General features: G+C 62.4%; 14 protein-coding genes and 1 tRNA gene. 5 read left to right on the forward strand and 10 right to left on the reverse strand.

The genetic code is table 11. The annotated features are described in order from the left end of the window. Positions 1–160: 160 nt before the first annotated feature. Positions 161–544, forward strand: a complete 384-nt coding sequence (locus AC54AF_RS04255) for a class I SAM-dependent methyltransferase (RefSeq protein ID WP_496635696.1) — start codon at positions 161–163, stop codon at positions 542–544. A 3-nt stretch (positions 545–547) separates the two neighbouring features. Here the strand turns inward: AC54AF_RS04255 and AC54AF_RS04260 are convergent, their stop codons facing one another. The 3 genes from AC54AF_RS04260 to AC54AF_RS04270 all read right to left on the reverse strand — a co-directional run bounded on the left by AC54AF_RS04260 (position 548) and on the right by AC54AF_RS04270 (position 2,269). Next, entirely contained in the window at positions 548–1,048 is a 501-nt protein-coding gene (locus tag AC54AF_RS04260) for a hypothetical protein (RefSeq protein ID WP_496635522.1), read from the reverse strand. Positions 1,049–1,112: 64 nt separating this feature from the next. Beyond that, positions 1,113–1,853: a M56 family metallopeptidase gene (locus AC54AF_RS04265; RefSeq protein ID WP_496635523.1), complete on the reverse strand. Its 741-nt coding sequence runs from the start codon at positions 1,851–1,853 to the stop codon at positions 1,113–1,115. Further along, positions 1,853–2,269: a GNAT family N-acetyltransferase gene (locus AC54AF_RS04270; protein WP_496635524.1), complete on the reverse strand. Its 417-nt coding sequence runs from the start codon at positions 2,267–2,269 to the stop codon at positions 1,853–1,855. The genes AC54AF_RS04265 and AC54AF_RS04270 overlap by 1 nt, the downstream gene beginning before the upstream one ends. 147 nt (positions 2,270–2,416) lie before the next feature. Between AC54AF_RS04270 and AC54AF_RS04275 the strand changes: the two genes are divergently transcribed. Further along, positions 2,417–2,809: an Imm10 family immunity protein gene (locus tag AC54AF_RS04275; RefSeq protein ID WP_077408640.1), complete on the forward strand. Its 393-nt coding sequence runs from the start codon at positions 2,417–2,419 to the stop codon at positions 2,807–2,809. 69 nt (positions 2,810–2,878) lie between these two features. Beyond that, positions 2,879–3,457: an NnrU family protein gene (locus AC54AF_RS04280; RefSeq protein ID WP_496635525.1), complete on the forward strand. Its 579-nt coding sequence runs from the start codon at positions 2,879–2,881 to the stop codon at positions 3,455–3,457. A 131-nt stretch (positions 3,458–3,588) separates the two neighbouring features. Here the strand turns inward: AC54AF_RS04280 and AC54AF_RS04285 are convergent. Next, positions 3,589–3,675, reverse strand: a tRNA-Leu gene (locus AC54AF_RS04285). Between the two features lie 174 nt (positions 3,676–3,849). Between AC54AF_RS04285 and AC54AF_RS04290 the strand changes: the two genes are divergently transcribed. Then, positions 3,850–4,614 carry an SDR family oxidoreductase gene (locus AC54AF_RS04290; RefSeq protein ID WP_496635526.1) on the forward strand — a complete coding sequence of 255 codons (765 nt, stop codon included), beginning with the start codon at positions 3,850–3,852 and terminating at the stop codon, positions 4,612–4,614. A 78-nt stretch (positions 4,615–4,692) separates the two neighbouring features. Here the strand turns inward: AC54AF_RS04290 and AC54AF_RS04295 are convergent, their stop codons facing one another. Together AC54AF_RS04295 and AC54AF_RS04300 are read right to left on the reverse strand one after the other, a co-directional pair. Next, positions 4,693–6,009 carry an enoyl ACP reductase FabMG family protein gene (locus AC54AF_RS04295; protein WP_131685645.1) on the reverse strand — a complete coding sequence of 439 codons (1,317 nt, stop codon included), beginning with the start codon at positions 6,007–6,009 and terminating at the stop codon, positions 4,693–4,695. 256 nt (positions 6,010–6,265) lie between these two features. After that, positions 6,266–8,617: a DNA polymerase II gene (locus tag AC54AF_RS04300; RefSeq protein ID WP_496635527.1), complete on the reverse strand. Its 2,352-nt coding sequence runs from the start codon at positions 8,615–8,617 to the stop codon at positions 6,266–6,268. Positions 8,618–8,761: 144 nt separating this feature from the next. Here AC54AF_RS04300 and AC54AF_RS04305 point away from each other — a divergent pair, with 144 nt between their 5' ends. Continuing rightward, positions 8,762–10,441 carry an AMP-binding protein gene (locus tag AC54AF_RS04305; protein ID WP_496635528.1) on the forward strand — a complete coding sequence of 560 codons (1,680 nt, stop codon included), beginning with the start codon at positions 8,762–8,764 and terminating at the stop codon, positions 10,439–10,441. Positions 10,442–10,517: 76 nt separating this feature from the next. On the opposite strand, the gene AC54AF_RS04310 is transcribed toward AC54AF_RS04305, so the two are convergent. The 4 genes from AC54AF_RS04310 to rho form a co-directional block, all read right to left on the reverse strand. Beyond that, positions 10,518–11,498, reverse strand: coding sequence for a choice-of-anchor A family protein (locus tag AC54AF_RS04310; RefSeq protein ID WP_496635529.1), 981 nt, complete (start codon positions 11,496–11,498; stop codon positions 10,518–10,520). A gap of 197 nt (positions 11,499–11,695) precedes the next feature. Continuing rightward, positions 11,696–13,420, reverse strand: a complete 1,725-nt coding sequence (locus AC54AF_RS04315) for an ArnT family glycosyltransferase (protein ID WP_496635530.1) — start codon at positions 13,418–13,420, stop codon at positions 11,696–11,698. Between the two features lie 152 nt (positions 13,421–13,572). Then, on the reverse strand, positions 13,573–13,842 hold the full coding sequence (locus tag AC54AF_RS04320; RefSeq protein WP_034746247.1) for a type B 50S ribosomal protein L31: 270 nt from the start codon (positions 13,840–13,842) through the stop codon (positions 13,573–13,575). Between the two features lie 214 nt (positions 13,843–14,056). After that, positions 14,057–15,319, reverse strand: a complete 1,263-nt coding sequence (gene rho, locus AC54AF_RS04325; RefSeq protein ID WP_034746249.1) for a transcription termination factor Rho — start codon at positions 15,317–15,319, stop codon at positions 14,057–14,059. Between the last annotated feature and the right edge of the window lie 109 nt (positions 15,320–15,428).

Raw genomic sequence — 15,428 nt, forward strand, 5'->3', positions numbered from 1 at the left:
CAATGTCATCGCCAGAAAAGGCGGATTTGCTTGATATGCATCAATATGCTCGGGGCACAGACAGCGATAATGGCATTGAACTCCTTGCCCTTCCAGTGGTCTGCATCGGCGCCGGCGCCATCAGTCCGGCACATCCTTGTGTGACGCAACAACGCTGGCTGTGGCGGGAGTTCACTTCTCGACGCCTTGTCTGGCGTCATGCTACATTCGCATCCTGCTTTTGCTGGCCACCGTGCAGGGCGACATGCACGACCTGGCCGGCTTTGCCGATGCCAGTTTCGACCTCATCGTCCATCCCGTGTCGAACCAGTACGTTCCCGATATCGCCCCCGTGTGGCGCGAATGCGCGCGCGTGCTGGCCGATGGCGGCGTGCTGCTGATCTTCGGCCACGGCCTGGATAGCCAGATCGGCGGCCAGCTGGCGGCGGGCTTCGTGCTGGCGGGGTACCACGAGGAAATGCATCCGCACCCGCGCTTTGAAATTGAAAAATACTTGCCCAGCTTTATCGCCACGCGCGCCGTCAGGCTGGCGCGCGCGGCCTAGGTTTTAGTTGTAGGGCTGCAAGTCGAGCCACACGGCATACGACAGGCGCTTGCCGTTCCACAGTCCGCCGCCACGGATGACGGCGTCGCACGAGGTCAGCTGGCCCACCAGGTCCATGCGGCCCAGGTTGCGGTGCAGGCGCAGGGCGTCGTTGTGCGACAGGTAGCCCACCAGCTGGCCATCGATGAAGACGGCGATGGCCTTGTCCTGGAACGGGTTGGCGTCGTCGCAGACGAGCAGGGCCAGGCATTTTTCTTCCGCGTTGCCGGAACCGTGCTCGCCGGCCAGTTTGGCGATGGCGGGTTGGTACATCGATTCGTTTTCCACTTCCGACGCAAAGCGCCCCGCATCGTTCCAGTGGTGCGCGGGTGCGCCGGCAGGGATCGCCGGCACGTACTGGCGCACGGACATGAGCGGCTTGTGCAGCGGCTGGGCGGGCGTGCGGCCGCTGAAGACGTAATACAGCAGGGCGATGACGATCACGATGGCAAGCAGGTAAAGCATGGTATCTCTCTGATTTCGAAGGGGGGAGGCGGGGTCGCGGGCGCGCCGCGCGGCGTTGTCGCTACTATAGCAAGTTCGCCGCCTGGTTCCGCGTAAATCTGGCCATCAGATGGCGGCGCCGGCGCAGTGCGTGCGGGTCGTTCAGCACGATGGGCGAGGCGCCCGTCAGCCCCGAATAATACTGGCCGTGCCGGCGCAGGACGGTGGCATAGTCGCGCAGCGCGTGGCCGCGGGCCAGCATGCGCGCGTCGCAATCGACTTCGATGGCAAAGCGCAGCCGGTGCAACTGCCACCACAGCGGTAAATTCAAGGGCATCAGCACGATCAAGGCGTACGCCAGCGCCAGCAGCAGCGGGTCGCGCGCGGCCAGCCGGCATTGCGCGTGCGCCAGCAGCAGTGCCTGCTGCCGGGGCGGAATCAGTTGCAGCCAGACGGGCATCACGATGCGCGGCCGCAGCAGTCCCGCCACGCAGGGGCCGATGCCGCCGCTCAAGTACACGGGCGTACCCAGCAAGGTGGTTTTTTGCCAGCGGCGCTGGTGCGACAGCAGCCAGACGCTGCGCAGCGCCAGCAGCAGCAACATGCCGCTCGATAGCACAAGCCAGCCCAGTTTCAGCTGCGCCTGTTCCGCCGGCATGGCCGCCAGCACGCCGGGCAGCCATGCCAGGGGCACGATGGCGGACGCGGCGATGGCCGCCAGCCACAGCCAGCGCGTCGTGCGCCCGCGCCGCTGCAGCAGGCGCTCGGCGCGCCAGGCGGCGGCGCTCAGCAGCAGCGCCATGCTGGCAGCCAGCCAGGCAGGCACTAGCGTACCAGCGCCATGCCGACGGAGACGGGCGCCGTATGCTTGAAACCGAATTGCGCATACAGCTCTTGCGCCTGGCCATCGGCGATCAGGCTGACATACGCGCTTGGCGGCACTTCCGTCTCGATGAATTGCATGATCTCGCGCATGATGCGCTTGCCCAGGCCCTTGCCCTGATGGGCCGGCAGCACGGCGATATCGGTGACCTGGAAGAAGCAGCCGCCATCGCCGATGATACGGCCCATGCCCACCACCTCGTCGCCCAGCAGCACTTGCACGGCAAACAGGGAATTCGGCAAGCCCTTGGCCGCCGCTTCCGCGGTTTTCGCGCTCATGCCGGCGGCGACGCGCAGGTGCTGGTAGGTGGCGATGGCGGGAATGGCCAGGCGGATGGTGTAGGGCGATGTTGCGGTCAAGGCTGTCTCCTGTGGAAATAGTTTGGAGCGGTAATTATAGGCGGCGATGGATTTTCGTGACGGCGCGTTTTTTTCGCCGCGCGCTATGTTGCCCGCAGCGCTTTTGCGCTATGGTGGCGCCATCCCCCTATTTGTTGAAAGCACGCCATGTCCGCAGGATTTACCGCCACCGAGTTGTCCGTTATCAATGAAGACGACGCCCTGATCACCACCCTGGCCGCACCCGCCGGCAAAGGCGAGCCCGTCTACCTGATGCTGCAGCGCGCCGACGAGTATGACGAGCAGGACGTGGCCATGGGCATGGACGAGCCGTACATCGAATATGGCGGCCAGGAGTTCGCCTGGTACGGCCACATGCACGCCGTGATTTTGCATCCGAACCGTTTGTCCGTGCAGATGGATGCCGAGGCCGCCATGCAGATGGACGACGACGGCCAGATCGACGTGCGTTTCAACCTGACGCCCGAGCGCTACGCCCAGCTGCAGCAGGCGCTGCGCACCACGTTCGAGGGCTGCGATTACTATCGCGAAGAACGTTGATCTGCGCGCACGGCGCCGCTCACGGTGTCGCGTAGGCTCGATAGCTGGTATTGATTGCGGGAGAAGACGATGACGGTGCTGATACTCGGTTTGCTGCTGTTCCTGGGATTGCATTCGGTGCGCATCGTCGCCGACGGCTGGCGCAGCGCCCAGCTGGCGCGCCTGGGCGAAAAACGCTGGAAGGGGCTGTATTCGCTCGTGGCGTTCGCCGGGCTGGGCCTGATCATCTGGGGCTACGCCCTGGCGCGCCAGCAGCCGCAGGTGCTGTGGACGCCGCCCATGGGCTTGCGCCACGCCAGCGCCCTGCTGATGCTGTTCTCGCTGATTTTATTGGCGGCAGCCAATGTGCCGCGCAACCGCATCAAGACCCTGGTGCACCACCCCATGCTGCTGGGCACGCAACTGTGGGCCGTCGCGCATCTGCTGGCCAACGGCAACATGGCCGACGTGCTGCTGTTCGGCGGCTTTCTCGTCTGGTCGTCAGTGGATCTGTATTCCGCCGTGCAGCGCGACCGCGCGGCCGGCATGGCCTACCCGGGCGGCACCATGGCAGGCACCCTGCTTGCCATCGTCGCGGGTTGCGTGTTGTGGCTGCTGCTGGCGTTCTGGCTGCACGGCGTGCTGTTTGGCGTGCGGCCGTTTGGATAGGCGGATGGCTGCAAACGCAATTGCGTGCGTTTCAGCACTATTGATACGAAGTGGGTAGGTGGGGCGCCAATATAAAAAACCCGCAGCATCTGGCGATGGGCGGGTTTAATCGGATACAACTAAGTATTCTGTGGTGCCGGGAGCCGGAATCGAACCGGCACGCTGTTTCCAGCGCGGGATTTTGAGTCCCGTGCGTCTACCTATTCCGCCATCCCGGCAACGCGAGACGCATTATCACTGATTTGTCACAATCTGGCAAGTTTTATGCTTTGCGTGTGTTTTGCAGCAGCGTTGAGAATCTTTGAATACGCCGATTCCGGCGCAAGAAGCGGAGTGCCGCGCCTGGCTTGCCGGCCTATCTTTTCCCTTTCAACCACTTGAAGGGGAATCAAATGTTGCAACTGGAAAACAAGGTCGCCATCATCACGGGCGCCAGCTCGGGTATCGGGCATGCGGCGGCGCGGCTGTTCGCCCGCCATGGCGCGCGGCTGGTGCTGGTGGCGCGCAGGCGGAAGGAACTCGATGCGCTGGTGGCGCAGCTGGCGGACGGCGGCGCGCAAGCCGTCGCCTGCGCCGGCGACGTGGGCGATGCTGCGTGCGCGCAAGAGGCCGTGGCGCTGGCGCTGCAACGCTTTGGCGGCCTCGATATCGCCTTCAATAATGCGGGCACCCTGGGGCCCATGGGCCCCACGCCGGAGCTTGCCCTGGAGGACTGGCGGGCGGCGGTCGATACCAATCTCACGAGTGCCTTCCTGGCGGCCAAGTACCAGCTGCCTGCCATGGTGGCGCGCGGCGGCGGCTCGCTGATTTTTACCTCGACCTTCGTCGGCCATACGCTGGGCATGTCCGGCATGGCCGCTTATGCGGCCAGCAAGGCGGGCGTGATCGGCTTGACGAAGGCCCTGGCGGCCGAGTATGGCGCGGCGGGCATCCGCGTGAATGCCTTGTTGCCAGGAGGGACAGATACGCCGATAGGGCGGCAAGTGGCCAGTACGCCCGAGGCGCTGGCCTTCGTGGCGGGCTTGCATGCCTTGAAACGCCTGGCCACGCCGGACGAGATCGCCCGCTCGGCGCTGTACCTGGCTTCCGAGGCATCGAGTTTCACCACCGGCACGGCGCTGCTGGCCGATGGCGGCGTGTCCATCGTGCGCGCGTAAGGGATACGTCACGCGGCGCCGGAAACGCCGACGGCCCGGGGATGAGCCGGGCCGTCGGTGATTTGCGCTACATCAGGCTCAGTTGTGAACCGAGTTCAGCTGCCGCGCGATGATGTCGTGGTTGAGCCAGACGACGGGCGCTTGCGGTTCCGACATGGCGTGGAACATCAGCGGGCCCGTGCCTTCCAGGACCAAGGAACTCAGGTGGTCGGTGATCAGTTCCTTGCGGTCCTTGTGCAGCTTGGTGATGTCGTCCGAGGTGCCGATCATGACGTCGGCCAGTTCCGGCGTGTTGTCCATCGGCCAGGCGGCGAAGTTGCGGAACTGCACGCTGGTGGCGTCGCCGTTGTAGGCGGCGATACGGTCGAGCAAGTCTTGCAGCGAGACGCCGTCTTCCAGCAAGCCCTGGCAGATTTTCCATTGCTCTTCGGCCCAGGCGCCGCCGCCTTCTTTTTTCAGCGCGTCGAGCAGCGGGAACAGCGACAGTTCCACGCCGACGAAAATGTCGGACGAGTTCGTGCGGATTTCCGGGCAGTTGAAGACGGTGGCCTTGATGCCTTTGTCCCACGCGGCCTTGGCCACGTTTTCCAGGCGCATCTTCGCCAGGCCCTGCGTGTAGTTGCTATACGTTTGCCACTGGTATTTGCCGTCGATCAAGATCTCGGTGCCGTGGTAGCCGTAGGCGCTGTAGCGCACCTGGCCGCCCGTCTGCTCGATGCGGGCGCGGATGGCGGCGCTGCCATCGATCAGGTGCTGCAGGGTATTGGCCGTGACTTCGTCGAAGTTCATCAGGATCAATTTACCCAGGTCGCTGTCGAGCAGGGCGCGCGAGGACATGAAGCGCTCGCCGCGGCCTTTATAGATGCGGTTGGCAATCGCCAGGAAGACTTTGACTTTCGGAATGCCGCCAGCCATGGTGTGGGCGAAATACACGTTGCTGCCGTCAGGAATCAGGCTGTCCAGCTCGGCCATGGCTTTCGCCACGGACGCGCTGAAGCGGGCGATGCCGGCTTCGCGGCAGCGTTCGATCTGCGCCCAGTCCAGCTTGTCTTCCTGCCAGCTTTTCAGGGTCATGTCGGCCAGCAGGGCCGTCGGCGTCGGTTCGCCGGCTGGCGCATCGAGGTCGAAACCGGCCATCAGCGGCACATTGATGATGCGGCCGCCCAGGTTGGCTTCCGCTTCGGCCAGCTCTTCCGCGTTCAGCGGACGTAGCGCCATGTTTTCATCGCGGCGGCCGACCGTCATGCCGACGATATTCATGCCCGCCTTGCGCGCTTCGTCCAGCAAGCCATTCACATAGCCGCGGCCGAACAGCTCGCCGAACAGTACAAAGGTGTCGCCCTTGCGGAAGATATTTTTTTGCGGGATGTCTCTTAAGGACGTGATCTCGGTCATGGTGTCAATTCATTCAAAAATTAGCAGGGCAGATGCTACTGCCCGCTGGTTCAACATAGTTGTAAATTATGCGCTATTTCAGAGTGGAAAATTCTGTTGCGAATGATTCTCGTCTGGAATGGCATCTTCTTCTGCGTGCAGCTCTTATTCTTTCGCCATGGCGTATTTTACGCTGCCGCGGCGCACAGCGCCTGCGGACTGGCTCGGCAGGCGCCGATATTACCTCAGCTTGGCCGCGCAGGTAAGCAGAATCATGTCAGAACAGGTTTTGCTGGCCCGACACGAGGCGGGAAAAATCGTCGCCCAGAAACGGCAGTATCGCGTCGGCCACCGGCTGCAGCTGGCGCGTCAGGTAGTGGTGGTAGTCGATGGGCGAGCGCTGCGTTTCCAGCGGCTCCGGCCCGGCCACCGTAATGACATAACTGATCCATCCGCCGTTCTGGTATTGCAGTGGCCGGCCTTGCGCCAGGTTGTAGGCGTCGGCCGTGCGCGCCGCGCGCACGTGGGGCGGCACGTTGCGCTGGTAATCGTCGAGCGGACGGCGCAAGCGCTTGCGGTAGACCAGCAAGGCGTCGAATTCGCCGCGCACCGTGCGCGCCACGTAGTCGCGCACGTAGTCCTGGTAGGCGGCGCGCTGGAAGATGCGCAGGTACAAGGCTTGCTGGAATTGCTGCGCCAGCGGCGTCCAGTCGCTGCGCACGGTTTCCAGTCCCTTGTAGACCATCTGTTCGCTGCCGTCGGGCTTGCCCACCAGGCCCGCATAGCGCTTCTTGCTGCCTTCTTCCGAGCCGCGGATGGTGGGCATCAGGAAACGCCGGTAATGCGTCTCGAATTCCAGCTCCAGCGCATTTTCCAGGCCGAACTCGTCGCGCAGATACGCATCCCACCAGGCGTTCACATGCGTCACCAGGGCGCGGCCGATCTTGCCCGCCTCTTCATCGCTATGCGCCGTTTTCAGCCACACGAAGGTGGAATCCGTGTCGCCATAGATCACCTGATACCCCTGCCCGGTGATCAGTTCGCGCGTGCGGTGCATGATGTCGTGGCCACGCAGGGTGATCGACGAAGCCAGGCGCGGGTCGAAAAAGCGGCAGCCGCTGGACCCCAGCACGCCATAGAACGCGTTCATGATGATTTTGAGCGCTTGCGACAGGGGCGCATTGCGCTCGCGCTTGGCCGTCTCGCGCCCCTGCCACACCTGTTCCACGATGGCGGGCAGGCAATGTTTGAGGCGTGAAAACTGCGCGCCCCGGTAACCGGGCACGGTATCGGCCTCATCGCCACTGGTGCCCACCACCAGGCCCACGGGGTCGATCAGGAAGGTGCGGATGATGGACGGGTACAGGCTTTTGTAGTCGAGCACCAGCACGGAATCGTACAGGCCCGACTGGGAATCCATGACGAAGCCACCGGGGCTGTTGTCGCCCGACACGTCGCCCAGGTTCGGTGCCACATAGCCTTGCCGGTGCATCAGCGGCAAGTACAGGTGCTCGAAGGCGGCCACGGAGCCGCCGCTGCGGTCGGCCGCCAGGCCCGTCACGCTGGCCCGTTCCAACAGAAAAGTCAGCAGCTCGGTCTTGGCGAAGATGCGCGTGACCAGTTCGCAATCCTTGAGGTTGTAGCGGGCCAGCGCCGGCTTGTCTTCGTGGAAACGGCGGTCGATCTCGGCCATGCGCTGGTAGGGGTTATCGATGGACTTGCCTTCGCCCAGCAGCGTTTGCGCCACGTTTTCCAGGCTGAACGAGGAGAAATTCCACGTCGCCGATTTTAATGCTTCGATGCCGTCAATGATCAGCCGTCCCGCGGCAGCGGCAAAATAGTGTTCCTGCTTGCCGCCATGTTCGCGCCACTCCATCACGGCGCCACCGCGTCCCAGCCGCAGGGGAATTTGATAGCGCTCCGCATGTTGCTTGAGCACGCGCAAGTCGAACTGCACCAGGTTCCAGCCGATGATGGCGTCCGGATCGTGGCGCGCCATCCACGCGTTCAGGCGCTCGAGGATCTGTGCGCGGCTGTCGCAGTACTCGAGTTCGAAGTCCAGGACGTCATCGCCGCCGTTTGGCGGTCCCAGCATGTATACCTGGCGCTGGCCGCAGCCTTCCAGGGCCAGCGAATACAGCTCGCCATGCGCCGTCGTTTCGATATCGAGCGACACCAGTTTTAATGTGGGGCGGTAGCCGGGCGAAGGTTTCAGCTGCACTTCCTGCAGTGTTTCCCCGCTGAATGTTACCGGCGCCGTGATGAAACGCTCCATCAGGTAGCGCTCGGGCGGGCGGATGTCGGCTTCGTAGACGTCGACGCCCTGCGCGCGCAACTGCTTTTCCAGCTTCAGCAAGTGCCGGTATTGCTTGCAGTACAGCCCCAGCACGGGACGGTGGTGAAAATCGCACAGCGACAGGGGCCGCAGCTCCGCATGGCGCTCGGCGCGCAGCAGCTGTTGCGCCTGCTCCTGCTGCTCCATGGGAAGGAAGGCGACGGCCGTCTGCACGGGCAGGCGCACGTGGCGGGGGCCGGCGTCCGTTGCCAGCCAGAAATCGACTTCCGTGCCGGCGGGCGTGTCGCGCCAGTGGCGGGTCAGGATGAAGCCCTGTTCGGGCGGGTGCTGCATGTTGCCTGTCATGGTGCCGTGAGTGTCTGGTGTGCTGGCCTGCACATTACAGCAAGCTGCGCAGGGCGGGGGCGGTTGCGGCTATAATTTTCTGCATCGAAGACGATAACAAGAGCGCGCCGCGCCACCCACCCCGGAGACAGCATGCAAGCAATCAGTTATGTACACGGCGCCCACGCCACGCCGTTGATCGGCGAAACGATAGGCGCTTACCTCGACGGCATCGCCGCCCGCTACGGCCAGCACGACGCCCTGATCGTGGCGCACCAGAACGTGCGCTGGACATATCGGGAATTCCAGCAGCGCGTGCACCGCCTGGCCGCCGGCTTGCTGAAGCTGGGCTTGCAGCCGGGCGACCGGGTCGGCATCTGGTCGCAAAATTGCGCCGAATGGGTGCTGACCCAGTTCGCCACGGCGAAAGCCGGCTTGATCATGGTCAACATCAACCCCGCCTACCGGCGCTCGGAACTCGAATACGTGCTCGACAAGGTGCAATGCAGCGCGCTGATCCTGTCGCCCAGCTTCAAGTCCAGCGACTATCTGGCCATCGTGCAGGACGTGGTGCCGGAAATTGCCCGTTCGCGCGCCGGCGCCCTGCAGTCGCCGCGCCTGCCGCAATTGCGCCACGTCATCCGCCTGGGCGCGGCCGCCACGCCCGGCATGCACAACTTCGACGCCCTGATGGAAGGCATTGCCGACGCCGACCTGGCGCACCTGGAAGAAGTGAGCGCTACCTTGCAGTTTGACGACGCCGTCAACATTCAGTTCACGTCCGGCACGACGGGCGCGCCGAAAGGCGCCACCTTGACGCACCACAATATCCTGAATAACGGTTTCTTCATTGGCGAGGCCATGCGCCTGACCGAGCAGGACCGCTTGTGCATCCCCGTGCCCCTGTACCACTGCTTTGGCATGGTGCTGGGCAACCTGGCCTGCGTCACGCATGGCGCGGCCATGGTGTTTCCCGGCGAAGGCTTCGACCCGAAAGCCGTGCTGGACACCGTGCAGGCCGAGCGCTGCACGGGCTTGCATGGCGTGCCGACGATGTTCATCGCCATTCTCGATCATCCTGACTTCAAGCAATACGACCTGTCGAACTTACGCACCGGCATCATGGCCGGTTCGCCGTGCCCGATGGAAGTCATGACGCGGGTCATCGAGCTGATGCACATGGCGGAAATCACGATCGCGTATGGCATGACGGAAACGTCGCCCGTCAGCTTCCAGACGGCCATCGAGGACCCGCGCGAAATGCGCGTGTCGTCCATCGGCCGCGTCCACCCGCACCTGGAAGTGAAAATCATCGACGCGGAAGGGCGCATCGTGCCGCGCGGCGAAAAGGGCGAATTGCTCACGCGCGGCTATTCCGTGATGCAGGGCTACTGGGGCGACCCGGAAAAAACAGCGGAGGCCATCGACGCGGCGCGCTGGATGCACACGGGCGACCTGGCCGTGATCGACGACAACGGCTTTTGCAGCATCGTTGGCCGCTCGAAGGATATGGTGATCCGTGGCGGCGAAAACATCTACCCGCGCGAAGTGGAGGAATTCCTGTACCGCCACCCGAGCGTGCTCGACGTGCAATGCGTGGGCGTGCCGGACGCCAAGTATGGCGAAGAGTTGTGCGCCTGCATCATCCTGCGTCCGGGCACGCAGGCCACCAGCGACGACATCCGCGCCTTTTGCGATGGGCAGATCGCGTATTACAAGATTCCCCGCTATGTGCGTTTCGTCGAGGAATTCCCCATGACGGTGACGGGCAAGATTCAGAAGTATTTATTGCGCCAGCAGGTGGCGACGGATCTGGGCCTGAGCGCGGAATAAGCTTTTTTTGCGGACACATAAAAAAACACCGGGACGCTCGCGCGGCCCGGTGTTTTTTATTGATTCAGCGTAAAGTTCAGGCCACCGCGGCTTGCGGTGCGCGCGCTGGCGTGCGGCGGCGCATGAATGCCAGCAAGCCCAGGCCGGCCAGCAGCATGGCGTAGGTGCCTGGTTCCGGCACGGCCGACACGCTCACCGTGTTGAAGCCGGAGCCGTTCATCGCGACATGGCCATAATTGATCGAGCTGACCGAATTGGCAATCAGGGTGCCATTCATGTCGCCCGAACCCGAGAACGCGGCATTCGGCGCCAGGATGCTGCCGTTGATGCCGACGTTGTTCAGGCTGGTGGTGGTGGCGTTGGCGAAGTTGAACAGCGTGCGGTTGGCGAAGCTGGCGAAATTGTCGAAGCCGCCGCTCATGGTGATGTTCGTGGCCGTGCCGTTGATGATGATGCTGGCCGTGCTTTTCAGCGACGACAGGTCCAGGGTCAGGTTATGCAGGTTCGACGCGTCAATGTTGAAAATATTGACATCGGCGTTGACATTGCCTACCAGGGTCATGTTACCCGATTGCGAGATCACGGTGCCGTTCGATTGCAGCTTGGCAACGTCGCCCGATAGGGTCGTCAGCTGTTGCTGGGCAGCCGCAAAGTCCAGGGTGGAAGCATTGCCCTTGCTGATGTTGCCGGTTGGGAACCATTGTGGGGCTGTCAGCGTGGCGTTGGGATTGCTGACGCCATACACGGAGGAACCACCGATGGTGCCCCAGCCCGTGTTCAGGTTACCGCCAGCAACGATCGCGTTGGCCGCGCTGCCCGGCTTTTTGTTCGTGCCTACGTTGTAGTTGTCCAGGTAGATATTACCGCCAGCGGCAATGCTGCCACCGACGCTGGTGAAGCCGCTGCTGCCGCTGCTGCCGATGTTGCCGAAGATGAAGGCGGAATAACCGTTGGCGACGCCGAGGTCGATCACGGTTGCCTGGGCCGAGGCGCTGAAGGAGAAGGCGAACAGGGCGGCGCTGATGAGCGGCAGGGTACGTGTAGCAAATGATTTCATGGACAATCTCATGGTGAATTGGGGGACGAATCGGGCGGGAAAGCAAGACACCGCCATCGCGCAAGGCAACATTATAATCTAAAAAACAATTTTAGTTCAATTTAGGTAATTAACTATATTTTAAAGCAACACTTTTCCTGTCGACAGTAATTGTTTTGCAGACATAAAAAACCGGGGCTGGCCCGGTTTTTTGCTGCTTACCTGACGCGCTGGTACAGGCGGAAACGTTCCACGTCATCCGTGGGACGGCGCCCCTCCCACAGCTTGATCCAGTCCGCGCCGTGGTGCTCGGGCAGTTGTTCCTTGCTGTCGGGAACCTTGATGCTGTCTTGCAACAAAAACACATCGCACTGCTGCTGGCCCACGCTGGCAAACGGCAGGTGGCCGAAGTAGGCGAACGAGGCGCGCTGGGCGGCGCCGACGTTGCTGTTGATGCACTTGCTGCCTGGCGGCAGGTGGACGGAAATCTGGTGCGCCACGCTGGCGTAGCTCTTGCTGTAGTTCAGCGGCGGCAGGAACAAGGTCATGATCAGCACCCAGATCAGGATCAGGCCGCCAGACGACAGCACCACGGCGCGCCACAGCACGGCCGGCTGGCGCGAGATGCGCCAGTGCACCAGCGCCACCCAGCCGGCGCTGGCGCAGGCGGCCACGAAAAAGGCCAGCAAGTCCAGTTCGGGTTTGAAGCCAGGCATGAGTTTCAGGGCGTTATGCGCCAGTTTTGGCGGCCAGCCCGTCAAGATGGCGAACCAGAACAGCCACAGCGCGAGGGCGCAGATGGTCAGCACCATCACGGAGAACCAGTCGATGGCGTTGATGGCGCCCCGTTTCATGGTCAGCAAGCCAAACGCGGCCATCACGGCCAGCGGCGGCAGCAGCGGCAGCAACTGGCTCGGGTCGGGATCGGGATGGCACAGGCCCAGGATGGCCAGCATGGCCACAAAGGTCAGCGGCACGACGATGTGCAGCACGTGGTGCTGGCGGCGCCAGGCATACACGGCCCAGGCGGCGAAAGGCCACGCGGGCCAGAAGAACCAGATGCCGACACGCAAGAAGTATTGCACGCTTTTCAGGCTCGGGGCGCTGAACTGGCGGCAATTCCACTCCATCCACGCTTGCAGCGGCGAATGGCCATACGGTTGCAGCCATTCGCCCGGCAGCAGCCAGACGAGGGTCAGCGCGGCGCCGATCAGGATGGCCAGCGCCAGGTGGCGCACGCTGCGCAGCAGCGGCAGGCGCAGGAAGACGGTGCACAGCAGCAGGGCGATGCTCAGCGCCGCCGGCGTGATCCAGCCGCGCGCGAGGGTCAGGCCGCCCAGCGCCAGGCCCAGCAGGGCCGCATTGCGCACGGACGGGCCTTCCACGTAGCGCACGGCGCGGTACAGCAGATAGGCCATCAGGGACACGTACAGCGCTTCGGCCGTAATGTCGTGGCTGTGCTGCAGCAGGCCCAGGCAGCCCAGGTAGATGAGCACGGCGGCATCGGCCAGGGTGCGGCCGAAATCGTCCGGCTCGGGTTGGCCGCCGAAGGCCAGGCGCAGGGGCTGGGCGTCGTTGCGGCGGCCCAGGTTGAAGGCGGTGTACCAGACGGACAGGGTGCTGACGACGAAGATGCCGATGGTCGACATGCGCGCGCCAAAGACGTCGCCGTCGATCCAGCCGAACAGCTTGATGAAAATGGCGCCCAGCCAGAAGGCCAGCGGGCCTTCATCGGGCAGCGACAGGCCGGCCACGTTGGGCCACAGCCAGTCGTTCAGGCCGCCATGCGCCATGGTCCACATGATGCCGAAACTGGCGGCGTCATCGTTCTTCCACGGTTCGCGGCCGATCAGGCCAGGCAGGATGTACAGCAGGCCGAGCGCAAACAAGGCCCATCGTGGCAGCGCGAGTGTGGCAGCGGCGGGAAGGCGGACTGGCTTCATCGATAATCGGTATCAGAATAGTGGCAAGACGCGACGAATGGCGTCGGGTATGCGCGAGTATAAAGTAAAGCGGCCAAAGACAAAAAAGGCAGCCGTGGCTGCCTTTTCTCTGGTAGCCGAAGCTGCCCTTTTTTGCCGCAATGCGGCAAAAATTAGCCTGCTGCGACTGCGGTTTTCGAACCAACCGAACCGAACTTCTGACGGAACTTCTCGACGCGACCAGCGGTATCGACGATTTTGTGCTTGCCCGTGAAGAATGGGTGCGATTCAGCCGAAACCTCGATCTTCACCAGTGGGTATTCTTTACCGTCGTGGGTGATTTTTTCGCGGGTTTGGATGGTCGAGCGGGTAACGAATTTGAAATCGCACGACAGATCGTGGAAAACAACTTCGCGGTATTCTGGATGGGTATCGACTTTCATGGTCTTCTCTCTAGTTTGGTAGCCAAACAGCACTTCGTCGGTCGTCCAGCTTCTTGACCCGATTGCCGATCACTTGCCAGGGTTTAAAATAATGCAACCGTCGATTATATAGCGCTTTCGGGCGGACGGCAATAAAAAAGCCGCTCGATGAGCGGCTTTCGCGGGATGATCAGTGGAGGGCTGGGGTCAGACCCGTCGGGTCTGACCCCGGAAATCATCCTCCCCGGCGCATCATGTCGAAGAACTCGGCGTTGTTCTTCGTTGCTTTCATCTTGTCCAGAATGAACTCCATCGCCTCGATCTCGTCCATCGAGTACAGCAACTTGCGCAGGATCCAGATTTTTTGCAGCTCGTTCGGCTTGATCAGCAATTCTTCGCGGCGGGTACCCGATTTGTTCAGGTTGATGGCCGGGTAGACGCGTTTTTCGGCCAAACGGCGTTCCAGATGCACTTCCATGTTGCCGGTACCCTTGAATTCTTCAAAGATCACGTCATCCATGCGCGAACCCGTTTCGATCAGTGCCGTGGCGATGATGGTCAGCGAGCCGCCTTCTTCGATATTGCGCGCGGCGCCGAAGAAGCGTTTTGGACGTTGCAGCGCGTTCGCGTCGACACCACCGGTCAGCACCTTACCGGAAGCAGGGATGACGGTGTTGTAGGCGCGCGCCAGGCGGGTGATCGAGTCGAGCAGGATCACCACGTCTTTTTTCATTTCGACCAGGCGCTTGGCTTTTTCCAGCACCATCTCGGCCACTTGCACGTGGCGCGTGGCCGGTTCGTCGAAGGTCGAGGCGACGACTTCGCCGCGTACCGAACGTTGCATTTCGGTAACTTCTTCCGGACGTTCGTCGATCAGCAGCACGATCAGGGTGATGTCCGGATGATTTGCCGTGATCGCATGGGCGATGTGCTGCAGGATCACGGATTTGCCGGATTTCGGCGATGCCACCAGCAAGCCGCGCTGGCCTTTGCCGATCGGGGCGATCAGGTCGATGATGCGGCCGGTGATGTTTTCCTGGCCATTCATTTCACGTTCCAGGCGCAGCGGCTCGTTCGGGTGCAGCGGCGTCAGGTTTTCAAACAGGATGCGGTGTTTCGACATCTCCGGCGATTCGCCGTTGACCTTGTCGACTTTGACCAATGCGAAATAGCGTTCGCCATCTTTCGGGGTCCGTACCTCGCCCTCGATCGAATCGCCGGTGTGCAGATTGAAGCGGCGGATTTGCGAAGGGGAGATGTAAATGTCATCGGTGGACGCCATGTAGCTGGCGTCGGGCGAGCGCAGGAAGCCGAAGCCGTCAGGCAGCACTTCCAGGGCGCCGTCGCCAAAAATCTGTTCGCCGGACTTGGCGCGTTTTTTCAGGATAGCGAACATCAGCTCCTGTTTGCGCAAGCGGGCTGCGTTGTCAATGTCAAGACCGATCGCCATCTCAAGCAGGGCGGATACGTGTAAGGCCTTTAGTTCGGATAAATGCATATGTGTTGAGTGTCCCGAGACGGGATGTAAAGGTAGGGGAGGGGACTGCGTGGCGTTGATTAATTATTGGGGAAGGCTGTGCACGAATGAGGCAAAGGCGCTTCCCGGT

This window comes from Janthinobacterium sp. JF4 (assembly GCF_059617925.1).

Bases quoted from the DNA above. Each gene is read 5' to 3' on its own strand.
- AC54AF_RS04260 (WP_496635522.1), bottom strand. From the start codon at position 1,048: ATGCTTTACCTGCTTGCCATCGTGATCGTCATCGCCCTGCTGTATTAC.
- AC54AF_RS04275 (WP_077408640.1), top strand. From the start codon at position 2,417: ATGTCCGCAGGATTTACCGCCACCGAGTTGTCCGTTATCAATGAAGAC.
- AC54AF_RS04280 (WP_496635525.1), top strand. From the start codon at position 2,879: ATGACGGTGCTGATACTCGGTTTGCTGCTGTTCCTGGGATTGCATTCG.
- AC54AF_RS04290 (WP_496635526.1), top strand. From the start codon at position 3,850: ATGTTGCAACTGGAAAACAAGGTCGCCATCATCACGGGCGCCAGCTCG.
- AC54AF_RS04295 (WP_131685645.1), bottom strand. From the start codon at position 6,009: ATGACCGAGATCACGTCCTTAAGAGACATCCCGCAAAAAAATATCTTC.
- AC54AF_RS04300 (WP_496635527.1), bottom strand. From the start codon at position 8,617: ATGCAGCACCCGCCCGAACAGGGCTTCATCCTGACCCGCCACTGGCGC.
- AC54AF_RS04305 (WP_496635528.1), top strand. From the start codon at position 8,762: ATGCAAGCAATCAGTTATGTACACGGCGCCCACGCCACGCCGTTGATC.
- AC54AF_RS04310 (WP_496635529.1), bottom strand. From the start codon at position 11,498: ATGAAATCATTTGCTACACGTACCCTGCCGCTCATCAGCGCCGCCCTG.
- AC54AF_RS04315 (WP_496635530.1), bottom strand. From the start codon at position 13,420: ATGAAGCCAGTCCGCCTTCCCGCCGCTGCCACACTCGCGCTGCCACGA.
- AC54AF_RS04320 (WP_034746247.1), bottom strand. From the start codon at position 13,842: ATGAAAGTCGATACCCATCCAGAATACCGCGAAGTTGTTTTCCACGAT.
- rho (WP_034746249.1), bottom strand. From the start codon at position 15,319: ATGCATTTATCCGAACTAAAGGCCTTACACGTATCCGCCCTGCTTGAG.